This window comes from Paenarthrobacter sp. NPDC092416 (assembly GCF_044755025.1).
Classification (GTDB): Bacteria; Actinomycetota; Actinomycetes; order Actinomycetales; family Micrococcaceae; genus Arthrobacter.
Genome location: NZ_JBIVQG010000003.1, coordinates 241,390 through 264,163 on the forward strand (window position 1 = coordinate 241,390; position 22,774 = coordinate 264,163).

Below are 22,774 nucleotides of genomic sequence, written 5' to 3' on the forward strand. Positions count from 1 at the left end.
GCCTAGCGGGACGGGGGCGCAGTAGTCTCCCGCACGATCAGTTCATGCGGCGCCACCTGTGAACGCACTGCCCCGGAGATGCCGTCGAGCTCGTCAAGGAGCATCTTGGTGCCGAGCTCAGCTTGGTTGTCCGGCCGTTGCCCCACCGTGGTGAGGCCCAGGGACGATGAGAAATCGTGGTCGTCGATGCCGATGACAGAGAGATCTTCGGGCACCCGGACGCCGTGACGGCCGGCTTCGAAAATCACGCCCATCGCCATCTCGTCCGACGAGCAGAAAATCGCGGTCGGTTTTCGGCCCGGCTGGTTCCACAGCCGGTTGAACGCCTGCTGCCCACTAGCAACGGTGAAGTCCCCCCATTCGTCCCATTCGGGACGGACTTCCAGTCCGGCGTCGGCCATTACTTCCTGGAAAGCCCGGATCCGCACCCGCGGAACATCGAAGTTCAAGTCGGTCTCGTCGTCGCCGTGCAGCAGCGCGATGTCCTTGTGGCCGAGGTCCACGAGGTGGCGGACCGCGGTGGAAGCGGCGTCGTAATCGTTGATGCCGATGTACGGGCAGTCCTCCACATGGCCGCCAACAACCACCAGGGGGATGTCGATCTTGTGGAGATGCTCAAGCTCGTCCTCGCTGAGGGCCATGCAGAGGACCAGAAGGGCATCGATCTGCTTGTAGACCATGGTGGAACTGAAGAGCCGCTCCCGGTTGCTGCCGTGGCCACCAAGGTTGAAGAGGGAGAGGTTGTACTTGCGCGAATGCAACTCCCTGTCAGCGCCCTCAATGGCTTTGGAGAAGAACCATCGGCTGACGAACGGCGCCAGGACACCGATGGTACGGGTGCGGCCCGTCGCCAGCCCTGAGGCCGACGACGACGCCACATACCCTAAAGAACTTGCTACTTCGAGGATCTTCTCGCGGGTTGCGGGAGACACCCGAGGCAACCCCCGCACCGCCCGGGAGACGGTTGCCGTGGAGACTCCGGCAGCGGCAGCGACGTCTTCAATACTGACCCCGGTATGGCCACCGCGTTGGGACCGTTCGTTTGTTTTTGCCACTTAGCCCCCTCATTGATGCATGCCGAAAGCCGAGGGCTCCTTCCCAGACGGCATATGCAAGCCTATTCTGTCCGCAGCCCATCGCCGATTTCGCGCAGCTTGTTTCGCCCGCTGCTCAGCCGAGGCGCCTGGAGGTCCTCTTGGGCAGCTTCTTACGCAACCGAAGCATTCCCCAGAGGGCGAGCACTACGGCCAGGAGGCCCATCGCCCAGCCCAAGGCGGGCTGGCCGGTGAGTTCCATGACGATTGTGACTACCAGGAGGACTAGCGCCCAGAAGCCCAAGAGCCCAATGATGATGTCGAAATCCTCACCGGAGCGCACGCGCTTGGTGTCAGGATCGGGTTTCCGGGCAGGAGCCGCTCCATGCCGCCGGCTGGCAGAACTGATCACTTAACAGCACCAGCCGTCAGGCCCGCAACAATCTTTCGCTGGAAGATGAGCACCAGGATCACCAACGGAATGGTGACGATGGTTCCGGCAGCCATGACTGCCGTGTAGGGCTCCTGGTGCGGTTGCGCACCAGCAAACGAAGCGATTGCCACGGTGACCGTCTTGGTGGCGTCATTGGACAACTGGCTGGCGATCAGGAACTCGTTCCAGGATGCAATGAACGCCAGGATGGCCGTGGTGAAGGTGGCTGGTGCCGCAAGCGGCAGGATCACCTTCCGGAAGGCCTGGCCCTGCGTGCAACCGTCGATTCGCGCGGCTTCTTCAAGTTCCCACGGCATTTCGCGGAAGAACGAGGTCAGCGTATAGACAGTCAACGGAAGTACGAAGGAAATGTTCGGAATGATCAGCGCCTGGTACGTGCCGAACCAGCCGATGTTGGTGAACAGCTGGAAAAGCGGAGTCACCAAGGCAACACCCGGGAACATCGAGGCGCCAAGGATGAAGCCAAGCACCACAAACTTGAAGCGGAAGTTCAGGCGGGCCAACGCGTATGCGGCAAAGACGCCCACAAGCAAGGCCACGATCGTGGTGACGCCACCAACGATCAGGCTGTTCAGCAGGTTCTTGCCGAAGTGGTTGCCCAGGCTCTCATCGAACACGGTTGCGAAGTTGTCCCACGTGACGTGCGTGAAGAACGGCGTGGTGTCGAAGGTGAATCCAACGTCCCGGAAAGCGGTGACGATCATCCAGTAGAAGGGCGCCAGGCACCAGACAAGAATGACGATCGCGCTGATATAAGTGCGGAACATTCCCCAGTCGAACGGACGCTTTGGCCGCTGGGTCGAGGCGGACGTGGTCTTCGAAGCTGTGGCTGTGCTCATTTCACTTCACCTTTCCCGAAGCTGTGGCGGCACCGACCGCATTAGCGCCTAAGAACCGGACGAAGATAAAGGCAACCAGGAATATGACCACGAACGTAATCGTCGATAGCGCTGCCGCTGTATTGAACCCTTGCCTGATTTGTTGGACCACAAGGATTGACAGCGTGGTGGTGCCGTTGGCGCCCTGGGTCATGATGGCCGGGAGGTCGTACATGCGCAATGCGTCGAGCACGCGGAAGAGCACGGCCACCATGAGTGCGGGCTTCACGAGCGGGAGCGTGATCAAGCGGAAGCGCTGCCACGTGGAAGCTCCGTCCACCTTTGCTGCCTCATAGACTTCATCCGGGATCAGCTGCAGGCCTGCAAGGATCAGCAATGCCATGAACGGAGTTGTCTTCCAGACGTCGGAAATGATGATGGCCCACTTGGCCGGCCATTCAGAGCCGGTCCACAGGATCTGGGTACCGAAGAGCTTGTTGGCGATTCCTTCGAACGCGAAGATGAAGAACCAGAGCTTGGCAGTGACGGCAGTCGGGATGGCCCATGGGACCAGGACAGCTGCGCGGATGAGGCTCCGTCCACGGAACGCGCGCGCCATGATGATTGCCATCCAGAAACCAAGGACCGTTTCAAATGCCACGGTAACCACCGTGAAGAAGAAGGTAGTGCCCATGGAATCCCAGAACTGGGCTCCCAGCGTTCCCGGCGGACAGGCGACTGTACCGCCACCGGGTGCGGTGCACTGCTGGGCCAGCCAGTGAACGTAGTTGTCAAAGCCGGCTGGGCCGCCTTCGGAGAAGAACCCCGTGGCCGGATCGAGGCCGGAGTCCTTTTGGAAGGACATGATGATGGCGTTGACCACCGGGTAGATGATAACGATCGCCAGGAGGACCAGGGCCGGCGCCAAGAGGGTGTAGGCCCAACGTCCTTGGGTTATTTGCTTGCGGTCGGCGCTTTCGCGCCCCGGCATCTTATGTTCGGCAGCCGTCGTCGGCTGCGGTTTTTGTAGTTCTGTTGACACGTCAAGCTCCTGTCAGGGAGAAGGCCGTTGCCTCCAGTCCGGCCACCCGCCGCCAAGGACGGGTGGCCGGACTGAGGCCCGGATGATTACTTTGCTCCGGCCGACTCAATAGCCTTCTGCATGTCGGAGATAGCCGCGTCAACGGTCTTTTCTCCCTTGAGGGCAGCGTAGGCATTGTCCTGCACAGCCTTGGTGACTGCGGGGTAGAACGGCGTCACCGGACGCGGAACCGCGTTCTCGATGGACGTCTTCAGCACCGGCAGGTACGGGAGCTTGGCCACGAGTTCCTTGTCGTCGTACAGCTTGGTCAGGACAGGAGCCAGTGAGCCCTGGGTGGCGTAGAAGCGCTGAGTCTCTTCGCTGGCGATGTACTTGATGAAATCAGTGACAGTGGCCTTGTTCTTGGAGTAGACGCTCATGGCGATGTTGTGGCCGCCGAGTGAAGAAGCGCCAGGGCCATCCTTACCGGGAAGCGGTGCCATGGCGAACGTGTCCTTCACCGTGGACGAGCCATCGGTCTTGGCCAGGTTGTACACGTAGGGCCAGTTGCGGTGGAACAGCAGCTTGCCGGCCTCGAAAGCCTGACGTCCTTGCTCTTCCTGGAAGGTAATGGCTTCGGTCGGGATGTTGCCATCCTTGTAGGCGTTGACCAGGTTGGTGAGACCTGCCTTGGCTTCACTGGAGTTCACAGCTGCCTTGCCGGAATCATCAACGATCTTGCCGCCGGCGGAGTTGATGGCTTCGGCCGCGTTGACCGTCAGGCCTTCATACTTCTGGAACTGGCCGGCGTAGCAACCGATGTTGTTCTGCTTCGCGATGGAGCACATGCTCATCATCTCTTCCCAGGTCTTGGGAGGCGTGGGAACAAGGTCGCTCCGGTAGTACAGGATGCCGCCGTCGGAACTCTGGGGAGCGGCGTACAGCGTGTTGTTGTAAGTGGCGCTCTTGACCGTGGACTCAAGCATGCCGTCCGTGGAGACTGCGGTCTTGTCCTTGAGCGGCTGCAGCCAGCCCTTGGCAGCGAATTCCGCAACCCAGATGAGGTCGACGCTCATGACGTCGTAATCGACGTTCTTGGCTTGGAAATTCTGAACGAGGTCGTCGTGCTGCTGGTCGGCCTGGTCAGACTGCTCCTTGAACGTAACCTTTTCGTTCGGGTGTGCAGCGTTCCACTTCTCGATGAGTGGGCGGACAACGTTGCTGTTGTCCTTGCCCTGGACGTACGTAATCGGCCCACGGCCGTCAAGGTTGTTGGCTGCGTCGCCGCTGGCACCGCCTGTGCTGGTGCCGCCGCCACCCCCTCCGCCACCACAGGCCGTGAGGGACATAGCCAGGACTCCGGCGATCGCTGCCGGAAGCAAGAACTTCTTGGATTTCATGCTGGGAACTCCTCGGTGAGTGGACCAGGTATTTCCGCGATGCGGTTGATGTGGTGAGGCTCACACTAACCATCATTGGGGTATGAATGCAAGCGCTTACATCGATTTTAATCACAACGATACAAAGCAGCCTGCCCACCGTGGAGCATCCACTAGGCTGGGGGCGGGTCCATCCTCCTGCGACAGGAATTCCATGTCGGAAGCTACGCATCCATGGTGGTTCGACGCCGTGATTTACCAGGTTTACCCACGGTCCTTCGCCGATGGAAACGGTGATGGCATGGGTGATCTCCCGGGCGTGACGTCACGCCTTGAGCACCTCACGGAGCTCGGTGTTGATGCCGTTTGGCTGTCGCCCTTCTACAGTTCTCCGCAGGCCGACGCCGGGTATGACGTCTCGGACTACCGGCAAGTCGACGGATTGTTCGGCACTTTGGACGACTTCGACGCACTGCGCGACCGCGCCCACTGACTCGGCCTCAAGATCATCGTGGATCTTGTCCCCAACCACACCTCGGACCAGCACGTTTGGTTCCAGGAAGCACTGACCTCCCCTCCAGGTTCGGCAGCCCGGCAGCGGTACATGTTCCGCCCCGGTAAGGACGCAACGGCTGGCTCCGGCGATGGTTCCGTTCCCCCGAATGACTGGAAGTCCGTCTTTGGCGGGCCGGCATGGACCCGCATCACCGAGCCTGACGGCACTCCGGGCGAGTGGTACCTGCACTTGTTCGCCTCGGCCCAACCTGACCTGACCTGGGAAAACCCTGAAGTCCGCGCCGAGTTTGAGGATATCCTGCGTTTCTGGCTGGACCGCGGCGTTGACGGATTCAGGGTTGACGTTGCGCACGGCATGATCAAAGCAGAAGGCCTTCCGGATTGGTCTGCCGAGGTGTCCATGGTTGAAGGCACAAAGAAGGGCCGCAAACAGGACATACCCGCCACGCCGCCATATTTCGACCAAGACGGGTCCACGAGATCTACCGCAGCTGGCACAAACTCCTTGCCGAATACCCCGGAGACCGTGTCCTGGTTGCCGAGGCCTGGGTACCGGCGATAGACCGCATCGTCCGCTACATCCGCCCTGACGAAATGCAGCAGGCCTTCAACTTTGATTTCATGATCGCCGGGTGGGATGCTGTTCGGCTTTCGTCCAGTATCAAGAGGTCCCTTGCAGCAGTGAAGGACATCGGACGCCCTTGCACGTGGGTCCTTTCCAATCACGACGCCGTCCGGCACCCGTCGCGGTTCGGACTGGCAGATCCCACCACGTTTCCACACGGCATTGGCAGCCGGGAAGAACAACCCAATGAAGCCTTGGGCCTGTCCCGCGCCCGCGCAGCCACCATGATCGCCTTGGCGCTCCCGGGTTCGGCCTACGTCTACCAGGGCGAAGAACTTGGGCTGCCGGAGCACACCCAATTGGCGGCCCGGTTCCGCCAGGATCCCAGCTTCTTCCGCACCAAGGGCGAGGAAACCGGCAGGGACGGCTGCCGTGTGCCGATCCCATGGGCGAAGGACGAACCGAGTTTCGGTTTCAGCGCCGGGTGGTCCGGTGAACCGGCAGCACCCTGGCTCCCCCAGCCCAGCAAATTCGGCCGCTATGCCGCAGATCAGCGGGCCGGCGTCGAGCATTCAACGCTGGAGTTGTACCGCCGGGTGTTGGCCGAACGCCGCAAGCGGCGGCTGGGAACCGGCACGCTGCGCTGGTCGCGGCTGCATCAGCCGCAGGCTGGGATTCTCGCTTTCGAGAACAATGGAGTCCTGGTGATCGCGAACATGTCCGAGGCTCCCGCGGAGCTTCCCGCAGGCTATCGGGAACTGATCCGCAGCCAGGCTGCAGCCATCAGCCATGGGCGACTGAAGCCCAATCGCGCAGTGTGGCTCGTGCCTGATGTCGATGCTGAATAGGCACGTAACCTGAATTGATTACCCACTCTTGCCTATGCAACAGTGGGAAGTATGGATGAACTTGAAGCACTCCAGACCATCGGCCGCCTGATCAAAGAAGAACGACTCGCACAGGGGCTGAGCCAAGTGCAGTTGGCGAAGCTGGCTGGGACCGCCATCAAGACCGTCCGCACACTGGAGTCCGGCACGCGCCGCACCCAAGAGATCAACCAACGCAAACTCGAGCATGCCTTGGGCTGGCGTGCGGGGTCGATGTCGGACGTACTCAAGGGAAAATCCACTTTCGCCCCGGACCAGATCACTCCTGACGACATGCGCACCAGTGATGAACCGCAGCAGGGACCCCGGGCTGTTTCACCTGCCGGTACCGCGGGTCCCGTTGTCCGGGCCGCGCACCTGTCCGACGAAGAACTGTTGGCGGAGCTCACGTACAGAATGGTGCACCGCAGCCGCGCTTAAACACGCCGAGATGGCATTTCACACCAATGGGGTCCATCCCGACCGGCGTGAAATGCCATCTCGTTTGCGTTTGAGAGCTACTTATCGCCCTTGAACAGGCCTGCAAACTTGGATCCGAGACCCTTGACGTTTTCGGCTACGTCTCCGGCGATTTCCTTTGATTTCTCAGCAACGTCGCCCGCCAGTTCCTTGGCATTCTCTGCTACGTCACCGGAAAAGAATTCCTTGACGTTTTCGGCAGCGTCGCCAGCAAACTCCTTCACGTTCTCTACGGCGTCACCAGCAAACTCCTTGACGTTCTCCGCAGCGTCGCCGGCGAACTCCTTGACGTTCTCCAACGCCTCAGCGGTTGCGTCCTTGGCGTTCTCGGCAGCGCCTTCGACGGCTTCGGATCCCGTTGTCTCTTCACTCATGATGATCTCCTCTTTGACGGGTGGGACGTCGAGCACCTCGACGGCGGATCTTGCCGAAGCCCCGATTCGTACAAAGGGAGCCAATCCCCCTTTGCTTTTCAAACTATTGCCATGTCTCCCGGAGTGCAACGCAAAACGCGGAAATGCCGTCCTGGAACTAAACGTCACCGCACCCGTTCGGCTTTGGTGAATTTTGCCCGCGTGCCCGCAACCATGTGCACCAGGACAGGCGTCTTCTTACCAATCACCAGATCAAGGGCTTCAACGAGCTTGGAGACGTCAGCGGCCAAGGTATGTGGCGCCACGCCCTGACGCGGCTGGATACGCACGCGGAGGCCAGGCTGGCCATTGACCTCATAGGTGGCTACGGACGAGCTCGCGAGGTCGGACCGTTCTGCCAATGCAGCCCTGAGCGCCTGTTCGGCCACGCCGCCGCCGATCTGGACTTCGCCGTCGACGTCGCCATCATCGTCGCCGGCAACCAGGAGGTTGGCGCGGCCCTTGCCCTGCTGCGAAAGCCAAGCAACCATCCCGATAATCACCAGGACGAGGACGATTCCAGCAACGATCCACAGCCAGCTTTCCTCGCGGCCGGGAAATCGTGTTTGCCGGAACGCATTCTCGGCATTGGCCCATACGCCGGCCGACCAACTGTGCCACCAGGACGCGACAGCCGGCACGGTGGCGAGTAGCAACACGAGGGCGCCGATCGCCAAGAGTTTCACGCCAATGATGAAGAGCAACACTCGATTCAGGGCCCGCGGAGTTCCATTCACGCTCCGATCACCCCCGACGAAGCAAGGTTCACGCGGACGGCCGGCAACGGCACGGGCGACATCTGTTCAAGCTCATCGTGCACCGCCGCCAAAATTGCTTCCTCGCTCACCCGGCTCCCCGACGTTGGCCGCACGTTGACCACCACCAAGCGCTGCGAGACAACCACCATGACCTGTTCCTGCGTCACATTCGCTGCAGTCCGCGCGCGACGTGCCAAAGCGGAGGCCAGGACTTCGTCGTCAACCACGACGGCGATACGCGGGTCGCGCAACAAATGACGGGCACGCCTGCCGGGCAGCACCGCGTGGAGGAAGAAGAACAGACCCACCATGGCGATCACGGCTCCGCCAGCGCCGAGCAGCAGCGGCGAGATCCCCTCCGGCAAAGCGATGATGCGCTCCGCAGCAGTGCCGGGGTCGATGAGCCACGGAGGTTGGCCGATGGCCCTGACAGTCGATTCGAGCACTGCATAGACGCACAGAATGATCACCAGAACGGCAGCGATTCCCGCAGCGCCTGCGCGGGAAGAGTGCGTCTCACGTCGCAGGATGCGGCTCATGGCTGCGTCCTCGCTGGCCATGGGACGGATACCTGTGGCGTCGTTCGGGTCAAAATCTGTTTCGGATTGCTGTTCCTGGGTCATTGAACGCGCCCTCCCTCCGTAACGTGTGCCCCACTGATCCTGATGTCCACGCGGCTCAACTGTGAACCGCTGAGCCGGGTGACGCTCTCCAGGACGGTGGCTTTCGCGGCCACTGCGCGATCCCAAATGGAACCGCCGAAGCCGTTCACACGCAGCGGATTGCGGAGTACTTCGCTCAATGCCGGGATGCTGATGGGTGCGACGATCGACAAAGCCAGCAGGCCGTCGTCGTCCGACCAATCGGCGCGGATGTCGCCCGGCGCGACGCCGAGAGCCTCGGCGGCAGCCGCTTGGGCCAACGTAGTCAAAGCCTGGGTGCTGATCCGGTTGTGGCCGGCCAGGCTGCTGGTGGTTTCCACAGCCTCAGCCAAGCTCATGACGAGGAGCGCCGGCCAATAATGGCGTCAAGGACACTGCGCAGGTCCAGCTTGCCGTCGGCCGCGCGGCCCAGAAGCGCGCCTATGCCCATGAACAGCAGTGAGCCGAGGAAGCCCCACAGCCCGAATTGGAAGGACATGAACGCCACGAAGGCGCCGATCCCGATCCCCACGACTGTCATGTTCACTGGAGTGGCTCCCTTTCCGCTAGAGCAGTCTTCGGTCCCGCCGTTTTGGCCGGCGGGGCCACGTAGACATCGTTGATTTCGATGTTGACCTCAATGACCTGCAGCCCGACGAGTTCCTCGACTGCCCTGTAAACGGCGGCCCGGACCTGGTTGGCGACGCCGTGGAGGGGGTGTCCGTAGACCGCCACAAGGTTGATGTCCACGGCCACTTGGGTCTCGCCTACCTCGGCGCGAACCCCCGCTGCATGGTCCGAACTGCCAACGGCGTCGCGGATCGCGCCGAGCGCGCGTGACGGTCCCGAGCCCAGGGAGTACACGCCGGGAACTGTGCGGGCAGCGATACCGGCAACCTTGGCGACGGCAGCCTCCGAGATGACCGTGCGTCCCGTACCTGGAATCTCAGCCGCGAGCTCGCCTTCGGGCGTTGGATACGCGGGATCCGCAGGTTCAAACGGCAAGTTGTGGTCTTCCATGGAGCACTCCCCTTCTCTTGAGTACCACCCTAGCGTCTAGCTCCGACGCTTTGGGATAGAAGGGGAGCGCGCGGCGTGGGCCACTCCCGGTGCCCCGGGACCCGCCGCCATCACTTGCAGTTCTTGTCCATCCAATCCTGGATCGGCTTCATGGCTTCTTCGAACTCGGGCTCGCCATACTTGCTGAAATCCGTACCAGCGGATTCGGTGAAGGCACGTAGCTTCTCGAAATGCGGCTTCAGCTCCTCAGGGACCTTGCCCTGCATCTGGGACAGTTCCTGCTTGGCCTTCTCAATATCGTCCGGGTTTCCGCCCACCAACGCCGCCAGCGGAAGGATCGTCACGCTCAACATGGTGGCGCTGACTGCAATGCACGCCTCGGACATGGACGTGAAGTCGCCGTACACACCACCTGTCCCCTGTGCTGTGCTCGCACTGATATCGGCGGACGGTTCCGTGCTCGGCGCCGCGTTCGTGGCTGTCGAGGACGCGATCGGCGTAGGTTGCGCCACCGGCAAGGGGAACGAGCATGCACTGAGAGCCAACGTGGCTGTCAGGAGGGCGCACAGCAGAAGCCGGCCGCTTCTGACACGCGTTCTTCCGCGTCGCTCTGCAGTGGTGTCGGCGTTGGGTTCGGACGTGTTCGAGCGTGCGATGACTGGCATGGTGTCCCCCGTATTTTGGCGTGCGATGACCGGCGAGGCAAGAATACGCCCGGCCATCAGCCCCTGACCATAGTTCGCACCTTCCAGAGTTATCCACAACTGGTCAGCAGCGACAGTGCTCCCCGCTACTGCCCGGCCTAGACTGGCCGACACCACCGTCAAACAGCTGCTGGGGAGCTTGTCATGTCACGCTTTTTGTTTGCCTTTTCGCCTGCCTTTTCCGGGCCGGTCCGTGCTCCAATTGCAGTCTTGTTCGCCGCCCTCGCCTTGCTGCTGAGCGGCTGCCAGGGCGGCATCGCGCCCAGCAACTCACCCACCGAGACAGGTTCGACGACGGCGTCCCCCAGCACGAGCGCGACGCCCTCCACCGCACCCACTTCCATGCTGCCAGCTGTCTACAAGCCCGCGGATGCCAACGGCAAAGCGCAGAATGTACCGGTTCCGGTGATGCCGGAGCTCGCGAAGGAGAACACGAAGGAGGGGCTGGAGGCGTTTGTTCGGTACTACTACGCAGTCAAGAATTACGCCAACGAGACCGGAGATATTGGCACTCTTGAGACCCTTACATCTCCACAATGCCTCGCATGCAGCAACCTGCAGAAGGCTACGGCAGACAGTTATGTCGATGGGCGCTGGATGGTGGGAGGCAAAATGGAGCTCCCCGTCATTGAGATGGACTGGAAGCAGGCCGATGACTCGCATGCGGTGAAATACCAGCTAATTCAGCAGACAATCACCTACCACAACGCCGATGGAACCCAAGGGCGGCCTCCCAGCGAAGCCAGCAACAGCGCATTCGTCCTCGTGGGCCACTTTGACACTGCATGGAAGGTCGTGGAGATCGGTGTTCTTCGCTAGGAGCCATCGGCTGCTCAAGGCATCCTTACTCTTGACAGTCGCTTTCGTAGCCCTGCCTTCGGCCGCTGGCATGGCAAGCAACTCGGCATGGGCCGACGTCAACGAGGAACAGGGCGTAATGGATGCGGGAGTTTCTTGGACAACTGATCCCCAGACAGGGAACGTCGTTCCGGATCTTCATGGCGTTTCCGCCGCTGAAGATCCATACCAATACATGCCCGACTTCCACTGCCGATCGGGCGGGACGGACACACCCGACAGGGGCTGTCTGACGCTTCAATGCCCAGCCAAGACACCGGGCGGTGAAGAGGGAACGCCCGTGATCTGGAAGCAGGCTCCGAGGTCGATCACCAACCCGCAATGGACGGACTATCCGGCGATCAGTGGCCCAACCTGCCTCTACGACCCCGAACCCCAGAACGTCCTCGCCAACATCGCCGCCCGGATCATCAACGACTTCCGCCAACTCCCCGTCAACCCAGGAACCCTCAAAGCCGAACCCTTCCCCCACACCCTGCGCGGCGGACCCACCAACTTCTACACCACCGCCACAAACCAAACCTTCGACATCACCATCCTCGGCCAAAACGTCCACCTGACCGCCACCCCGGCTTCCTTCACCTACACCTACGGCGACGGCACCAGCCTCGGACCCACACCCGTGGCCGGCTACCCCCTCCCCGAAAACCAATGGCTCACCACCGAAACCCGCTCCAGCGACATCTACACCGAAACCGGCAACTACCCCGCCACCATCACCACCAGCTTCACCGGCACCTACTCCGTCAACAACGGCCCACCCCTGCCCATCAACGGCACCCTGGACCTAAGCACCCCACCACAAACCATCCACGTCTGGAAAACAGAAAGCCGCTTCGTCGCCGACACCTGCGCCGAAAACCCCCAATCATGGGGCTGCCCCGGCACAGAACCACACCACTAAACAAGGAAGCCGCCTAGATATCGAAGCCGTCGCTTCCCGACCCGATTTGACCCCACACCACCCCCAAAACACCCCAAAAGTGCGCCATCCAAGCCCAAAGAAGGTCAGGAAGACACACCCACCAGCTACCAAAGGCAGGTCAGGACGCCACACCAGCTACCAGAGGCAGGTCAGGCGGAATCCACAGACTGCAGGAACGGCAAAAGTATGGGGCAGGCCGGTGGAAGCACTCTGTCCAATCCCGCCAACGTGTCCCGCGCCAGAGCAACGTCGTTCACGCAGACTCCATCGACCCCGAGGTGGACTGCCCGACGAATTTGATCGTCTGAAGTCAAGGTCCAGGGATACACCTTCAACCCTGCCGCGTGCGCAGCCGCGACCAATCCGCCGTCGAGAAGGCTGAATTCCGGAGCGACAGCGGAGGCCCCTGTTGCCAGTGCAGCCTTTATCAGGGTCTCAGGCTCGGAAGGATACAGCCCCGGCAACTGGCCCGTGTTCGCTCGGCTGAGGGCCACCAGTGGGATGTCCCGAAGCTCGTCGGCCATTGCCCGGATGACTTGCGGATCGAAGCTGCGAACCCGCAGGGCTTGTTCGTGCTGGTGTACCCGCAGAACCGCCGCCAAGGCTGCCACGATCGATTGTCCATACTCGTCCCACGGCGTGCCATCGGTTTTGACTTCGATGTCCAACACCACGTTGGTAGCGTCGGCAAAGCGCATGAGCGCCAATGCTTCCGCCAGCGTGGGTGTGCGGGTTTCGACGTCGACATCGGTTGACGTATCGGGACACTTCTCGACCACAGCTTCGCGGAGGGCCCCGCGTCGGATGTCGACATCATCTATGACAGCATCGTGGCGCAACGCCAGCTGGCCATCCGAGGTGAGCCAGATGTCCACTTCGATCGCGTCAACACCCAGCCTGAGGGCCTCAACGAAACTGGCCAATGTATTCCCATGTCGTGTGGCCAGTACGCCGCGGTGGCCTTGTATCTCGATCATCATTTCTTCCTGGTGGGTATGGACGTGTTCGAAAACAGCCCGAGGCTATTCGGCCTCGTCGACGACGGAAACTTCAATCACAGAGCTGAGCTGCGACAGCTGGCCGACAATGTCGGAGGCTGGGGCGCTGCCCACAATTTCCAGTTCAATGGCGATGTAATCCGCGAGGACAACGGCCTCGGAACCCTGGATCATCCGGTTCATGACGCCACCGGCTTCTCCGGAGCCCCGCATGGTGGTGAAGCCTTGGATCCGAAACCCTTGCTCGGTGCACGTGCGGAGAATATCCCGGAGCGCCCCGACGCCATCCACATAGCTGACTCTGAGCAACCACTGGTCGGGCAAGCCGAAGCGAAGCTTCCCCGTCAGCACGGGATAAACGTACACGATGATGAAGTGCGAGGCCGTGACAAAGACGGCCGGCAGCACCAACCCGGCTCCGGCGGAGGTGCCTACCGCGGCGGTCACCCAGATGGACGCCGCCGTCGTCAGTCCGCGGACTTGGTTGCGTCGCACGAAAACCAGTCCCGCCCCGATGAATCCGATTCCGGATACCACCTGCGCTGCCAAACGGGAGGGGTCCAACCGTACGAGGTCAACCATCAGGACATCGCTGAACCCATATTTGCTCACGACCATGAACAGCGCGGCGCCCAAGCCAACCATGGCGTGGGTGCGCATTCCGGCGGATTTGTTCTTACTTTGGCGCTCGAAGCCTATGGCCGTGGACAGCAGCAATGCCACTGCCAAAGCCATGCACATCTGCCACCATTGCGTATCTGCGCTGAAGATCACGTCATGCTCCTGTTCAACTTCTTTGTCTTTTGACTTCCCTCAACTGCCATGCGGAGTCTGTCTCGGAAGACCCGGTGGGCTGGGGGATTTTCCAGGAACGTTTCAGTGCAGCCTCAAGCAACCGGCGATCGCCGGTGCCTCAATTCTTAAGAGCCATAGAACTTTTGGTCAACGCCTATGCACGTTTGTGCAACTTTAGATTAGACCTATTGTCAGGACGTACTCACATGATATGGCGAGCCCTTGTTAATCACTGCAATCCGCACTCTTGTCGCCAGAATCCAGCCAAGTAAGAACCTTGTACTTTCGGCTGAGTTGCGTGTAGGTTGGCCAATGACATGAGGTTAGATTGTCAGGTCATACGCCCAAAAGCCTGATCTAGCCTACGAAAGAAACAGCTGCGCCCGGACAGCCATGACGTTGAGGTCAGAGGTCTGCGGTGAGCGCTGTCAACGCAAAACAATTAAGCAAAGTCGTGCCCAAATCGCCGGGCGGTTCACGTGAAGACCCTGGCAGATCGAGCCCGAATGTTCGGACCGGCGTTGCAAGGTCCCGGCGCTGGAATCGGCGTACCCGGACGGACGCGCTGATCTTCGTGGCTTTCGCGGCACCGAACGTTCTTCTCATCCTCCTGTTTACGTACCGCCCACTGTTCACGAATTTCTACTATTCAACGTTGGACTGGACACTCGGGGCCGCCACCGCAGCCAACGTGGGGCTTGGCAACTACGTGGAGTTCTTCAGCTCCCCCGACGCCGCGAACGTCCTCGGAGTCACTGCAGTCTTTACCGTCACGACGGTCGGCGGCGCAATGGCCCTGGGTCTTTTGATCGCTCTGGCGCTGAACCAGAAGCTGAAAGGGCGAACCTTTGCCAGGGCTGTGGTCTTCGCCCCGTACGTTCTTTCCGGAGTGGGGGTCGGGTTGGTCTGGCTCTTCATTTTCGACCCGACGTACGGCGTCCTTTCCTGGATCCTGAGAGGGATCGGCCAGGTCAGTCCCCAATGGGTCAATGATCCGAAGCTCGCTTTGGTCATGGTCATCGTCGTCTACGTCTGGAAGAACCTCGGCTATTGCGCCGTGGTGTATCTGGCGGGCCTGCAATCCATCCCTACCCAGTTGATGGAGGCCGCCGCGTTGGACGGCGCCACCAGCTTCCGCCGCTTCAGGTCAATTGTGGTTCCACTCCTGTCCCCCACAACCTTCTTCCTGCTGATCACCTCGTTGCTGAGTTCCCTGCAGGCGTTCGACATCATCCGGATCATGACACCGTCCGGCAACGGAACGAGCACCCTCATTTTTGACTCATACCTTCAAGCGTTCGGTTCATACAACCGGGCGGGATACTCGGCGGCCATTTCGGTCGTGTTGTTCGCAGGCCTGCTCGTCATGACGGCCGTCCAGCTGCGCTTCGTGGAGCGAAAGGTTCACTACTCATGAGCACCGACACCCTTGAAACCACGCCTCATCGCGCCCATCCACTCTCCTGGAACAACTTGGGAAAGACGATCGCCGGCGGCTACGTTCCCCTCATCCTGGCGACACTGGTGGTCTTTGTCCCCCTCCTATGGATGCTGCTGTCCTCGCTGAAAGCCCCCGGAGAAATCGTCACCACAAACCTGGCCCTGCTGCCGAAGAATCCCAACCTGCAGAACTACGCGGACGCGGCGTCTACTGTGCCGTTCGCAAGGTTCTTCCTCAACAGCGTCATCGTGACCGTGATCGGTTCCACCATCAAGTGCGTCCTTGCGGTCTTCACCGCCTATGCACTTGTTTTTATCCGCTTCCCCTTTAAGAGGGTGATCTTCCTGCTGATCCTGGTTGCCCTGATGGTCCCGCCGCAGGTGTCAGTACTTCCGAACTACGTGCTGATCGCGGGCATGGGAGGACTGAATACCTATTGGGGAATCATCCTCCCGGGCCTGGGGACTGCGTTCGGCACGTTCCTCCTGCGCCAGCATTTCCTCACGCTTCCGCAGGCCATTCTGGAATCTGCCGAGATCGATGGAGCCGGCCATTGGCGAAAGCTGTGGAAGATTGTCGTCCCTGTTTCCGTGCCAAGCATCGCGACTGTTGGCTTGGTAACCATCGTTTCCGAGTGGAACGAATACATCTGGCCACTTATTGTCACTGACCATCCGGACATGATGACTCTTCCCGTTGGCCTGACGCAGCTCGTCAACAGCGATGGCAGCACTCAGAACTGGGGCATGCTCATGGCCGGCGCCGTGATCGTCCTGTTGCCAATCCTGCTCATCTTTGCCGCCTTGCAGCGGTACATCGTCTCTGGGCTTACCCAGGGCTCAGTTACAGGCTGACATTCCAACTCCCAGGGTCCGCTCAATGCGGCTCGAACACTAGAAAGGCACCTTCTCCATGTCAACGTCACTATCAAGGAAGCACTTCCTCACCTTGGCCGGAGCCAGTCTGGGCACGGTCGCCTTGGCCGCATGTGCCGGACCTGCAACGGACGGTGGTGGAACGGCGGCCAAGACCCCCACATCTACCGACTGGTCCAAGATCAAACCGGCCGCGAGTATCAGTTTCATGTCCAGCCACCCGGGGAAATCCCGGGACACTGAGCAGAAGCTGATCGAGGCCTTCCAAGCAGCCAACCCGGACATCAAGGTCAACCTCATCACCGGCGGCTCAAACTATGAGGAGGTGGCGCAGAAGTTCCAAACCGCCCAAGCGGGCAACGAAGTTCCGGACGTCGTTGTCGCCTCGGACGTGTGGTGGTTCCGCTACGCCGTCTCCGGCGCCATTCTGCCCATCGACGATCTCCTGAAGGCCGTCAAGGCCAGCACATCAGATTACAACCCAGGGCTGATCGGCGACTACCAGTACACAAAACAGCAATGGGCAGTCCCTTACGCTCGTTCAACGCCGTTGTTCTACTTCAACAAGGACCATTTCAAGGCCGCTGAGGTACCCGAGCGGGCACCCACAACTTGGGAAGAATTCGCCGAATGGGCGCCCAAGATCAAGTCTGCGAACTCCTCTGCTTCCGGTTATCAAAATGCCTATCAGTACCCCGCGATCGCAGGGTATGCGGGTTGGACCCTGCAAAACGTGCTGTGGGGCCACGGTGGCAGTTGGTCCAAGGAATGGGACATCACAGCCGACTCCGACGCCGCTGTCGCCGCTATGCAGTGGGTTCAGGATTCCATTGTGAAGGACGGTTGGGCCGGGGTTTCTTCCAAGAACGCCATCACGGACCTACAGGCCGGTGCCGTCAGCGCCACCATCAGCTCGTCCGCAGACTTGGCGGCCACGCTCAAGGCGGCGAAGGAAGCAAACATGAGGATCGGCGTCGGGTTCTTGCCGGGCGGATCCGCCTCAGCCTCACCGGTTTGCCCCACAGGTGGATCCGGCCTGGTCATCGCCAGCAAGACCACACCGGAACGGCAACTTGCCGCCGCCACGTTCGTCGCCTTCATGACGAATGCGAAGAGCACGGCCACCCTGTCAGCCGCTACGGGATACCTGCCGGTGGCCACAGCCGCGGACATATCGCCGATTGTTGCCCAGACCCCCGAATTCCAAACCGTAGTGGACCAGCTCACGGTGACCAGGACCCAGGACTTTGCCCGGACGTTCCTCCCCGGCGGTGATCAGGAACTGGCCAAGGCAGCTACCAAGATCATGAATGAAAAGGCCGACGTTAAGGCAACCCTGACGGAGCTCAAGGGCACGCTGGAGAACATCTACACCAAGGATGTAAAGCCAAAACTCAAGTCGTAGTGCCGGCACGTCGACGTCGGCACCCCGCCCGGGTGCCGACGTCGAGCCGTTTCCCTGTGAACTCAGAGTATTTTTCGCAACACGTTGGTGCCTAAACCCGCACTACGTTTACGCGGCAGAGCGTGGCCGGCCATGTGGGAAGGCGTTGACCGGCCACTGCGCCCACCATCCACCCCAGCGCCTGCGCATCAATGGCGCCAAGACAGAGAGGAACAAAAGAGCATGGAAAACAGCAAGGAGACCCTCGTGATCCACTGTGGAGACCTGAAGAGGGGCGACGTCGTCGAGGCCTGGCTGGATGGTGGCCGCCGGCACCGCGGTACCGTCACCGAAACCATGCCCCGCTTTGGCTTGTTCTGGATCCTGGAAGACCCTTTGCATGAACGCCGGCTCGTGGATATGAGCGAACTGGATATCGTGCGGTTCACACCAATGTGACGCCGCTGTGACGCCACTGTGATGCCGCGACAATAACGGAGGCGCTGGACTGGCGGCGCGTCCCATAGGTGTTAAAAAAGAAAAGCACCAGCTCCGAAGAACTGATGCTTCCCAGTGGTGGCTCCGACCGGCGTCGATCCGGTGACCTTTCGATTTTCAGTCGAACGCTCTACCAACTGAGCTACAGAGCCTAGGTGACATGTCACCATGAGAACCGGAATTTCTTCCGGCGCTCAGAGCGACCCTGACGGGACTTGAACCCGCGACCTCCGCCGTGACAGGGCGGCGCGCTAACCAACTGCGCTACAGGGCCTTGCTTTGCGGTATCGCTACCGCGTTTTTTTCAAGGCTTCTAGCTTACCAGACTTTTTCGACTGGTTTTACCACTTCCTTGCGTACCCCCAACGGGATTCGAACCCGTGCCGCCGCCGTGAAAGGGCGGTGTCCTAGGCCGCTAGACGATGGGGGCCTGAACTCAATTCGGATTTTGCAACAGAAAACAACGCTTTATGCGTTCTTTTCGCTTCTCGCTCGTCCGAACTGGACTCTAAAACTTTAGAGCATAGATGGCGATATTCCCAAATCGAGGTCAGCGGCGCCTCAAAAGCCCACCCTGGAGGAGGTTCCGGCCCCGCCCGAGACGCCTCGACACAGGTTGGCAGTTTCTTGCTGTGACGCGTCCGAAAACCGCCAGCCGCGCACTCAACTCCGGGGCTAGATTGGCTTTATGTCACTCACCACCCCGGCCGGACCAGGTCAACCGTCCCCCAGCCTGCAGCAGCGCATCACCCCCGCGCCCGCAGCATCCATCAGCAAACTCGGCATAGCCGCCGTGGTCGTCACAGTGGTGCTCTGGGCCTCCGCGTTCGTGGGCATCCGCGCCGTTGGCCCGAGCTTCTCCCCCGGTTCCTTAACGCTCGGACGGCTGGCTGTCGCCGCCGTCGCACTTGGAATCGTGGTGCTGCCCGGCCTGAAAGTCTTGCCGAGCGGCCGCGAATGGCTGCCAATCGTGGCATACGGCGTGATGTGGTTCGGCGGCTACAACGTTGCCCTGAATGCCGCGGAGCACATGCTCGACGCAGGCACGAGCGCCATGCTCATCAATGTCTCGCCGATCCTCATTGCGGTCCTGGCCGGTGTTGTGCTCAAAGAAGGCTTCCCGCGGTGGCTGCTGATCGGCAGTGGCGTGGCGTTCTGCGGCGTCGCGATGATCGCGCTGGGTTCGGGGCAGCGTTCGACGGCGGATGTCGCCGGCGTGCTCTTGTGCTTGCTTGCCGCTGTGCTCGCCTCGGTGAGCGCGATCCTGCAGAAGCCGGTGCTGCGGAAGTTCACGGCAGGCCAGGCGACGTGGTTCGGGATCATGGTGGGCACCGTTTGCTGCCTGCCATGGACTGGCCAACTGATTTCCGAGGTTCAGGCGGCGCCGCTGCCCGCCACGCTCGGGCTCGTCTACCTGGGCATCTTCCCCACCGCCATCGCCTTCACCACGTGGGCATACGCGCTATCCCTGATCTCGGCAGGGAAATTGGCCGCCACGACCTATCTGGTCCCCGGCACCACCATCCTGATCTCCTGGGCAGTCCTGCAGGAGGTCCCGACCATTTGGGGACTGATCGGCGGCGTCGTCTGCCTGATCGGTGTCGGGCTGACCCGGCGCACCGCCAAGGCAACGCGGCGCACCGCCAAAGCGAAGCCGCCCACCACCAAAGCAACGCGGCGCACGTCCAAAGGGACGCACGCCGCGGAAGGTGATAAGAAACAGGCCTAGCGGGCCATTCCAGCCAGCAGTTCGCGATGCGTGGGCGGATTGGCGCCGGGCCGCCCGACGGTGATTGACGCAGCCATGGAAGCCGTGGTGCCGATCCGCTCAAGAACGGTGGGCGCGAGTCCGTCGCTGCCGCGCAACAGCAGGCCCATGATGAGTGCCGACATGTATGAGTCGCCGGCACCGATGGTGTCCGCGACGTTGGACGGGATGGCCGGGACGTTGAGCTGCATCTGCTTCGTAGCCATCAACGATCCCGCAGAACCCTGAGTCACCACGGCAAGCCCGGACCCGAGGGCCAGGATGTGGTTTGCAGTGTCCTCCAGCGCCTTGCCGGGGTAGAGCCAGCGGGCGTCATCGTCGCTCATTTTCACGACGTCGGTCAGTGGCACCAGCTCTTCAAAGAGCGAGAGTGCCTCGTGGTGGCTGCCCAGCAGGTCAGTGCGGATGTTGGGGTCATACGTGATCATGCACCCGCCCTGTGCCTGCTCCAACAGGCTGCGGACCACACTTGCACCCGGCTCCAAGAACGTGGCGATCGATCCCGTGTGCAGGATTTTCGGAGCGTAAGGCAGCGCGACGGGCGGGAGATCCCAGTCAATCTCGAAGGTGTACTCGGCGGAACCATCGGCAGCGATCTCGGCTGTCGCCGTCGCGGTCCTGGCCAGTGACTGCGAACCCGGCAGCAGCACGACGCCTGCACTCTGGAGATGGGCGGCAATGGCATTTCCACGGTCATCGCGGCCAATCGCCGTCAGCAACCCGGCTTTGACGTCGAGCCGGCCCAGGCCGTAGGCGACGTTGGCCGGCGATCCACCGGGGTATTCCGTCTGGCCATCGGGCGACTGCACGATGTCGATCAGCGCCTCACCGACCACGACGACGTCGAGGGGTTCAGGCACGAGGGTAGGGGTGGCGGTCATGCGGTTCCTGTTCGTTGGTTGGGGAGATGCGAGGGCTGGGCTACGGACTGACGTTGGACGAGGGGGCATTCGAACAGCTCAGTGTGGCCCGGGGGCTGCGTGTCGGCGAGGATCAGCTCCACGGCACGCCGCCCCATATCGATGAAAGGAAGTTCAAGGGTGGTCAGTCCCGGCCGGAGGTACGGCGCCAGGGACTCCTGGTTGTCGAAGCCCACCACGGACACGTCGCCGGGCACAGACAGGCCGAGCGAGGCGAGCGCCTGGTACGCGCCCCACGCGGTGCGGTCATTGCCGCAGAACAGCGCGGTGGGAGGGTTCCGTGAAGCCATGAGCTCGAGCGTGTTCCGGTAGCCGCCGTCTTCGTGGCCGTCGCCCGCGCAGTGGAGTTCGTCGTCGAACGCAATGCCGGCCTGGTCCAGGGCGCGCCGATAGCCTTCCAGGCGCCCGACGACGGCTGGCAGGGCGTCCTCGACGCGGCCGATGTTGATAAAACCGATACGTCGGTGTCCGGCGTCAATGAGTTGCTTGGTGGCGGTAAAACCGCCCAGCACTTCCGAAGGGGCAATGCTGGGGAACTTTCCGCTGCGATCTTGGGCATTAAGCACGACGGCGGGCACCTCACCCAGGACGTCGGGGACGTCCACCACCCGGTGGTACATGGACGCATACACAACGCCCGCCACCTTATGCGAGAGCATGGCCTCCAAGGACGCCGCCTCCAGTTCATGGTCGCCACCAGTGTTCATGGTGAGCAGCAGCATCCCAGCCTCCCAAGCCCGGGCCTGCGCACCCTCGATGATCTTTCCCGCGAAGGGCGCTGTGGCCACGTAGTCGCCAACGAAACCGATCATTCCCGCGACGCCGTCGCGCAGCACTTTGGCATGCGCGTTGGTCCGGTAGCCCAACTGTTGCGCGGCCTCGTGGACGCGGTGGCGGGTCTCCTCGGAGAACCTCGCTCCCCCGGCATCGTTAAGGACCAGCGAGACCGTGGCCTGGGAAACTCCAGCGGCGGCCGCGACGTCGTTCATCGTGGGGCCGGTCCTGAAGCCGTGGCGGGTCATTGCGAGCCTGTCTGCTGGAAGGGAGTTTTGCGCTCAGTTATACGCATAACTAAACCCGGAAAACTGTATCTCCCATCACATCCATCGTCAATGTTCCGTCCACGGAACTAGAGTCGAAACATGCCCGCCAACCTTCCTCCAGGCCTGCCGATCGTGCCCGACGGCGAGCGTCCGTCCTCGCAGCTGCCGCAACGGAACGCGGTGCACAGCCCGGCCGAAGGTGATGGCGCTGCCGAGAATGCCTACGCGCCTTTCGAGATGTCCCCTGAGGAATTTGAAGAAGCCGTCAGCGACGCCTTGAACATGATTCCGCCCAAGGCTGCCAGCGCCATGGATAATGTGGCGATCTTCATCGAGGACGACTACACCCCGCAACCGGGTGAGGATCCTGACACGGTGCTGCTTGGTCTCTACGAAGGCGTCCCCTTGACCGAGCGGGACTCGTGGTGGGAAGCGGGGTCTTTGCCGGACCGGATTACGATTTTCCGCCAGCCCATCCTGGACATTTGCTCCACGCGTGAGGAAGTCATCGAGGAAGTGGCCATTACCGTCATCCACGAGATCGCCCACCACTTCGGAATTGATGACGACCGGCTCCATGAGCTCGGCTGGGGATAGCCT

Annotated in this window: 25 protein-coding genes, 3 tRNA genes and 1 pseudogene; 10 read left to right on the forward strand and 19 right to left on the reverse strand. The window is 61.3% G+C overall.

The genetic code is table 11. The annotated features are described in order from the left end of the window. Positions 1–2: 2 nt before the first annotated feature. The 5 genes from ACIQC5_RS08865 to ACIQC5_RS08885 form a co-directional block, all read right to left on the reverse strand. Positions 3–1,055, reverse strand: a complete 1,053-nt coding sequence (locus ACIQC5_RS08865; RefSeq protein ID WP_400280589.1) for a LacI family DNA-binding transcriptional regulator — start codon at positions 1,053–1,055, stop codon at positions 3–5. Between the two features lie 115 nt (positions 1,056–1,170). Continuing rightward, on the reverse strand, positions 1,171–1,443 hold the full coding sequence (locus tag ACIQC5_RS08870) for a hypothetical protein (RefSeq protein ID WP_400280908.1): 273 nt from the start codon (positions 1,441–1,443) through the stop codon (positions 1,171–1,173). Further along, the gene (locus ACIQC5_RS08875; protein WP_400280591.1) at positions 1,443–2,327 is read right to left on the reverse strand and encodes a carbohydrate ABC transporter permease; all 885 of its coding nucleotides are present in this window, start codon (positions 2,325–2,327) and stop codon (positions 1,443–1,445) included. The genes ACIQC5_RS08870 and ACIQC5_RS08875 overlap by 1 nt, the downstream gene beginning before the upstream one ends. A 1-nt stretch (position 2,328) precedes the next feature. Beyond that, a complete protein-coding gene (locus ACIQC5_RS08880) occupies positions 2,329–3,297 on the reverse strand; it encodes a carbohydrate ABC transporter permease (protein ID WP_400280911.1) in 969 nt (322 codons plus the stop codon). Between the two features lie 137 nt (positions 3,298–3,434). Further along, entirely contained in the window at positions 3,435–4,727 is a 1,293-nt protein-coding gene (locus tag ACIQC5_RS08885; RefSeq protein WP_400280593.1) for an ABC transporter substrate-binding protein, read from the reverse strand. A 193-nt stretch (positions 4,728–4,920) separates the two neighbouring features. Between ACIQC5_RS08885 and ACIQC5_RS08890 the strand changes: the two are divergent. After that, positions 4,921–6,635, forward strand: a pseudogene (locus tag ACIQC5_RS08890) (glycoside hydrolase family 13 protein). Positions 6,636–6,686: 51 nt separating this feature from the next. Then, a complete protein-coding gene (locus tag ACIQC5_RS08895) occupies positions 6,687–7,094 on the forward strand; it encodes a multiprotein-bridging factor 1 family protein (protein WP_400280595.1) in 408 nt (135 codons plus the stop codon). 77 nt (positions 7,095–7,171) lie between these two features. Here the strand turns inward: ACIQC5_RS08895 and ACIQC5_RS08900 are convergent, their stop codons facing one another. The 7 genes from ACIQC5_RS08900 to ACIQC5_RS08930 all read right to left on the reverse strand — a co-directional run bounded on the left by ACIQC5_RS08900 (position 7,172) and on the right by ACIQC5_RS08930 (position 10,687). After that, positions 7,172–7,507, reverse strand: coding sequence for a hypothetical protein (locus tag ACIQC5_RS08900; RefSeq protein WP_400280597.1), 336 nt, complete (start codon positions 7,505–7,507; stop codon positions 7,172–7,174). 164 nt (positions 7,508–7,671) lie between these two features. Next, a complete protein-coding gene (locus tag ACIQC5_RS08905) occupies positions 7,672–8,283 on the reverse strand; it encodes a hypothetical protein (RefSeq protein ID WP_400280599.1) in 612 nt (203 codons plus the stop codon). After that, entirely contained in the window at positions 8,280–8,927 is a 648-nt protein-coding gene (locus ACIQC5_RS08910; RefSeq protein ID WP_400280601.1) for a DUF6286 domain-containing protein, read from the reverse strand. The genes ACIQC5_RS08905 and ACIQC5_RS08910 overlap by 4 nt, the downstream gene beginning before the upstream one ends. Beyond that, positions 8,924–9,304 carry a hypothetical protein gene (locus tag ACIQC5_RS08915; RefSeq protein ID WP_400280603.1) on the reverse strand — a complete coding sequence of 127 codons (381 nt, stop codon included), beginning with the start codon at positions 9,302–9,304 and terminating at the stop codon, positions 8,924–8,926. The genes ACIQC5_RS08910 and ACIQC5_RS08915 overlap by 4 nt, the downstream gene beginning before the upstream one ends. Further along, positions 9,301–9,492, reverse strand: coding sequence for a hypothetical protein (locus tag ACIQC5_RS08920; RefSeq protein WP_400280605.1), 192 nt, complete (start codon positions 9,490–9,492; stop codon positions 9,301–9,303). Before ACIQC5_RS08920 ends, ACIQC5_RS08915 begins: the two co-directional genes overlap by 4 nt. Beyond that, positions 9,489–9,965, reverse strand: a complete 477-nt coding sequence (locus ACIQC5_RS08925; RefSeq protein WP_400280607.1) for an Asp23/Gls24 family envelope stress response protein — start codon at positions 9,963–9,965, stop codon at positions 9,489–9,491. The genes ACIQC5_RS08920 and ACIQC5_RS08925 overlap by 4 nt, the downstream gene beginning before the upstream one ends. A gap of 110 nt (positions 9,966–10,075) precedes the next feature. Beyond that, positions 10,076–10,687: a hypothetical protein gene (locus ACIQC5_RS08930; protein WP_400280609.1), complete on the reverse strand. Its 612-nt coding sequence runs from the start codon at positions 10,685–10,687 to the stop codon at positions 10,076–10,078. Positions 10,688–10,813: 126 nt separating this feature from the next. On the opposite strand from ACIQC5_RS08930, the gene ACIQC5_RS08935 reads away from it, so the two are divergent. Further along, positions 10,814–11,488, forward strand: a complete 675-nt coding sequence (locus ACIQC5_RS08935; RefSeq protein ID WP_400280611.1) for a DUF6318 family protein — start codon at positions 10,814–10,816, stop codon at positions 11,486–11,488. 31 nt (positions 11,489–11,519) lie between these two features. Further along, positions 11,520–12,431 (forward strand): hypothetical protein, encoded by a 912-nt coding sequence (locus tag ACIQC5_RS08940; RefSeq protein WP_400280613.1) that lies wholly within the window; start codon positions 11,520–11,522, stop codon positions 12,429–12,431. Between the two features lie 170 nt (positions 12,432–12,601). Here ACIQC5_RS08940 and ACIQC5_RS08945 read toward each other — a convergent pair whose 3' ends face one another. Both ACIQC5_RS08945 and ACIQC5_RS08950 read right to left on the reverse strand, forming a co-directional pair. After that, positions 12,602–13,432 (reverse strand): glycerophosphodiester phosphodiesterase, encoded by an 831-nt coding sequence (locus ACIQC5_RS08945; RefSeq protein WP_400280615.1) that lies wholly within the window; start codon positions 13,430–13,432, stop codon positions 12,602–12,604. A gap of 42 nt (positions 13,433–13,474) precedes the next feature. After that, complete coding sequence (locus tag ACIQC5_RS08950) at positions 13,475–14,224, reverse strand: MgtC/SapB family protein (RefSeq protein WP_400280617.1); 750 nt, start codon at positions 14,222–14,224, stop codon at positions 13,475–13,477. Between the two features lie 439 nt (positions 14,225–14,663). Here ACIQC5_RS08950 and ACIQC5_RS08955 point away from each other — a divergent pair, with 439 nt between their 5' ends. The 4 genes from ACIQC5_RS08955 to ACIQC5_RS08970 all read left to right on the forward strand — a co-directional run bounded on the left by ACIQC5_RS08955 (position 14,664) and on the right by ACIQC5_RS08970 (position 18,404). Beyond that, on the forward strand, positions 14,664–15,662 hold the full coding sequence (locus ACIQC5_RS08955; protein ID WP_400280619.1) for a carbohydrate ABC transporter permease: 999 nt from the start codon (positions 14,664–14,666) through the stop codon (positions 15,660–15,662). Next, positions 15,659–16,540 (forward strand): carbohydrate ABC transporter permease, encoded by an 882-nt coding sequence (locus ACIQC5_RS08960; protein WP_400280621.1) that lies wholly within the window; start codon positions 15,659–15,661, stop codon positions 16,538–16,540. The genes ACIQC5_RS08955 and ACIQC5_RS08960 overlap by 4 nt, the downstream gene beginning before the upstream one ends. A 58-nt stretch (positions 16,541–16,598) precedes the next feature. After that, entirely contained in the window at positions 16,599–17,966 is a 1,368-nt protein-coding gene (locus ACIQC5_RS08965; protein WP_400280623.1) for an ABC transporter substrate-binding protein, read from the forward strand. A 222-nt stretch (positions 17,967–18,188) separates the two neighbouring features. Next, positions 18,189–18,404 (forward strand): hypothetical protein, encoded by a 216-nt coding sequence (locus tag ACIQC5_RS08970; RefSeq protein WP_400280625.1) that lies wholly within the window; start codon positions 18,189–18,191, stop codon positions 18,402–18,404. A 115-nt stretch (positions 18,405–18,519) separates the two neighbouring features. On the opposite strand, the gene ACIQC5_RS08975 is transcribed toward ACIQC5_RS08970, so the two are convergent. The 3 genes from ACIQC5_RS08975 to ACIQC5_RS08985 all read right to left on the reverse strand — a co-directional run bounded on the left by ACIQC5_RS08975 (position 18,520) and on the right by ACIQC5_RS08985 (position 18,873). Continuing rightward, a tRNA-Phe gene (locus tag ACIQC5_RS08975) sits at positions 18,520–18,595 on the reverse strand. A gap of 48 nt (positions 18,596–18,643) precedes the next feature. Then, positions 18,644–18,717, reverse strand: a tRNA-Asp gene (locus ACIQC5_RS08980). An 83-nt stretch (positions 18,718–18,800) separates the two neighbouring features. Beyond that, positions 18,801–18,873, reverse strand: a tRNA-Glu gene (locus ACIQC5_RS08985). 258 nt (positions 18,874–19,131) lie between these two features. Between ACIQC5_RS08985 and ACIQC5_RS08990 the strand changes: the two genes are divergently transcribed. Further along, positions 19,132–20,172 carry a DMT family transporter gene (locus ACIQC5_RS08990; protein WP_400280627.1) on the forward strand — a complete coding sequence of 347 codons (1,041 nt, stop codon included), beginning with the start codon at positions 19,132–19,134 and terminating at the stop codon, positions 20,170–20,172. Here the strand turns inward: ACIQC5_RS08990 and ACIQC5_RS08995 are convergent. Next, entirely contained in the window at positions 20,169–21,092 is a 924-nt protein-coding gene (locus ACIQC5_RS08995; RefSeq protein WP_400280629.1) for a carbohydrate kinase, read from the reverse strand. The two genes, ACIQC5_RS08990 and ACIQC5_RS08995, sit on opposite strands and share 4 nt — an antisense overlap. Beyond that, complete coding sequence (locus tag ACIQC5_RS09000) at positions 21,089–22,153, reverse strand: LacI family DNA-binding transcriptional regulator (protein ID WP_400280631.1); 1,065 nt, start codon at positions 22,151–22,153, stop codon at positions 21,089–21,091. The genes ACIQC5_RS08995 and ACIQC5_RS09000 overlap by 4 nt, the downstream gene beginning before the upstream one ends. A 120-nt stretch (positions 22,154–22,273) precedes the next feature. Between ACIQC5_RS09000 and ACIQC5_RS09005 the strand changes: the two genes are divergently transcribed. Then, positions 22,274–22,771 (forward strand): metallopeptidase family protein, encoded by a 498-nt coding sequence (locus tag ACIQC5_RS09005; RefSeq protein WP_400280633.1) that lies wholly within the window; start codon positions 22,274–22,276, stop codon positions 22,769–22,771. The last annotated feature ends 3 nt before the right edge of the window (positions 22,772–22,774 follow it).

What these genes read in the sequence shown, in the direction of transcription:
- ACIQC5_RS08935 (WP_400280611.1), top strand. Translation starts at nt 10,814, where the DNA reads ATGTCACGCTTTTTGTTTGCCTTTTCGCCTGCCTTTTCCGGGCCGGTC.
- ACIQC5_RS08970 (WP_400280625.1), top strand. Translation starts at nt 18,189, where the DNA reads ATGGAAAACAGCAAGGAGACCCTCGTGATCCACTGTGGAGACCTGAAG.
- ACIQC5_RS08875 (WP_400280591.1), bottom strand. Translation starts at nt 2,327, where the DNA reads ATGAGCACAGCCACAGCTTCGAAGACCACGTCCGCCTCGACCCAGCGG.
- ACIQC5_RS08990 (WP_400280627.1), top strand. Translation starts at nt 19,132, where the DNA reads ATGTCACTCACCACCCCGGCCGGACCAGGTCAACCGTCCCCCAGCCTG.
- ACIQC5_RS08945 (WP_400280615.1), bottom strand. Translation starts at nt 13,432, where the DNA reads ATGATGATCGAGATACAAGGCCACCGCGGCGTACTGGCCACACGACAT.
- ACIQC5_RS08880 (WP_400280911.1), bottom strand. Translation starts at nt 3,297, where the DNA reads ATGCCGGGGCGCGAAAGCGCCGACCGCAAGCAAATAACCCAAGGACGT.
- ACIQC5_RS08925 (WP_400280607.1), bottom strand. Translation starts at nt 9,965, where the DNA reads ATGGAAGACCACAACTTGCCGTTTGAACCTGCGGATCCCGCGTATCCA.
- ACIQC5_RS08910 (WP_400280601.1), bottom strand. Translation starts at nt 8,927, where the DNA reads ATGACCCAGGAACAGCAATCCGAAACAGATTTTGACCCGAACGACGCC.
- ACIQC5_RS08895 (WP_400280595.1), top strand. Translation starts at nt 6,687, where the DNA reads ATGGATGAACTTGAAGCACTCCAGACCATCGGCCGCCTGATCAAAGAA.
- ACIQC5_RS09005 (WP_400280633.1), top strand. Translation starts at nt 22,274, where the DNA reads ATGCCCGCCAACCTTCCTCCAGGCCTGCCGATCGTGCCCGACGGCGAG.
- ACIQC5_RS08995 (WP_400280629.1), bottom strand. Translation starts at nt 21,092, where the DNA reads ATGACCGCCACCCCTACCCTCGTGCCTGAACCCCTCGACGTCGTCGTG.
- ACIQC5_RS08915 (WP_400280603.1), bottom strand. Translation starts at nt 9,304, where the DNA reads ATGAGCTTGGCTGAGGCTGTGGAAACCACCAGCAGCCTGGCCGGCCAC.
- ACIQC5_RS08900 (WP_400280597.1), bottom strand. Translation starts at nt 7,507, where the DNA reads ATGAGTGAAGAGACAACGGGATCCGAAGCCGTCGAAGGCGCTGCCGAG.
- ACIQC5_RS09000 (WP_400280631.1), bottom strand. Translation starts at nt 22,153, where the DNA reads ATGACCCGCCACGGCTTCAGGACCGGCCCCACGATGAACGACGTCGCG.
- ACIQC5_RS08960 (WP_400280621.1), top strand. Translation starts at nt 15,659, where the DNA reads ATGAGCACCGACACCCTTGAAACCACGCCTCATCGCGCCCATCCACTC.
- ACIQC5_RS08930 (WP_400280609.1), bottom strand. Translation starts at nt 10,687, where the DNA reads ATGGCCGGGCGTATTCTTGCCTCGCCGGTCATCGCACGCCAAAATACG.
- ACIQC5_RS08885 (WP_400280593.1), bottom strand. Translation starts at nt 4,727, where the DNA reads ATGAAATCCAAGAAGTTCTTGCTTCCGGCAGCGATCGCCGGAGTCCTG.
- ACIQC5_RS08965 (WP_400280623.1), top strand. Translation starts at nt 16,599, where the DNA reads ATGTCAACGTCACTATCAAGGAAGCACTTCCTCACCTTGGCCGGAGCC.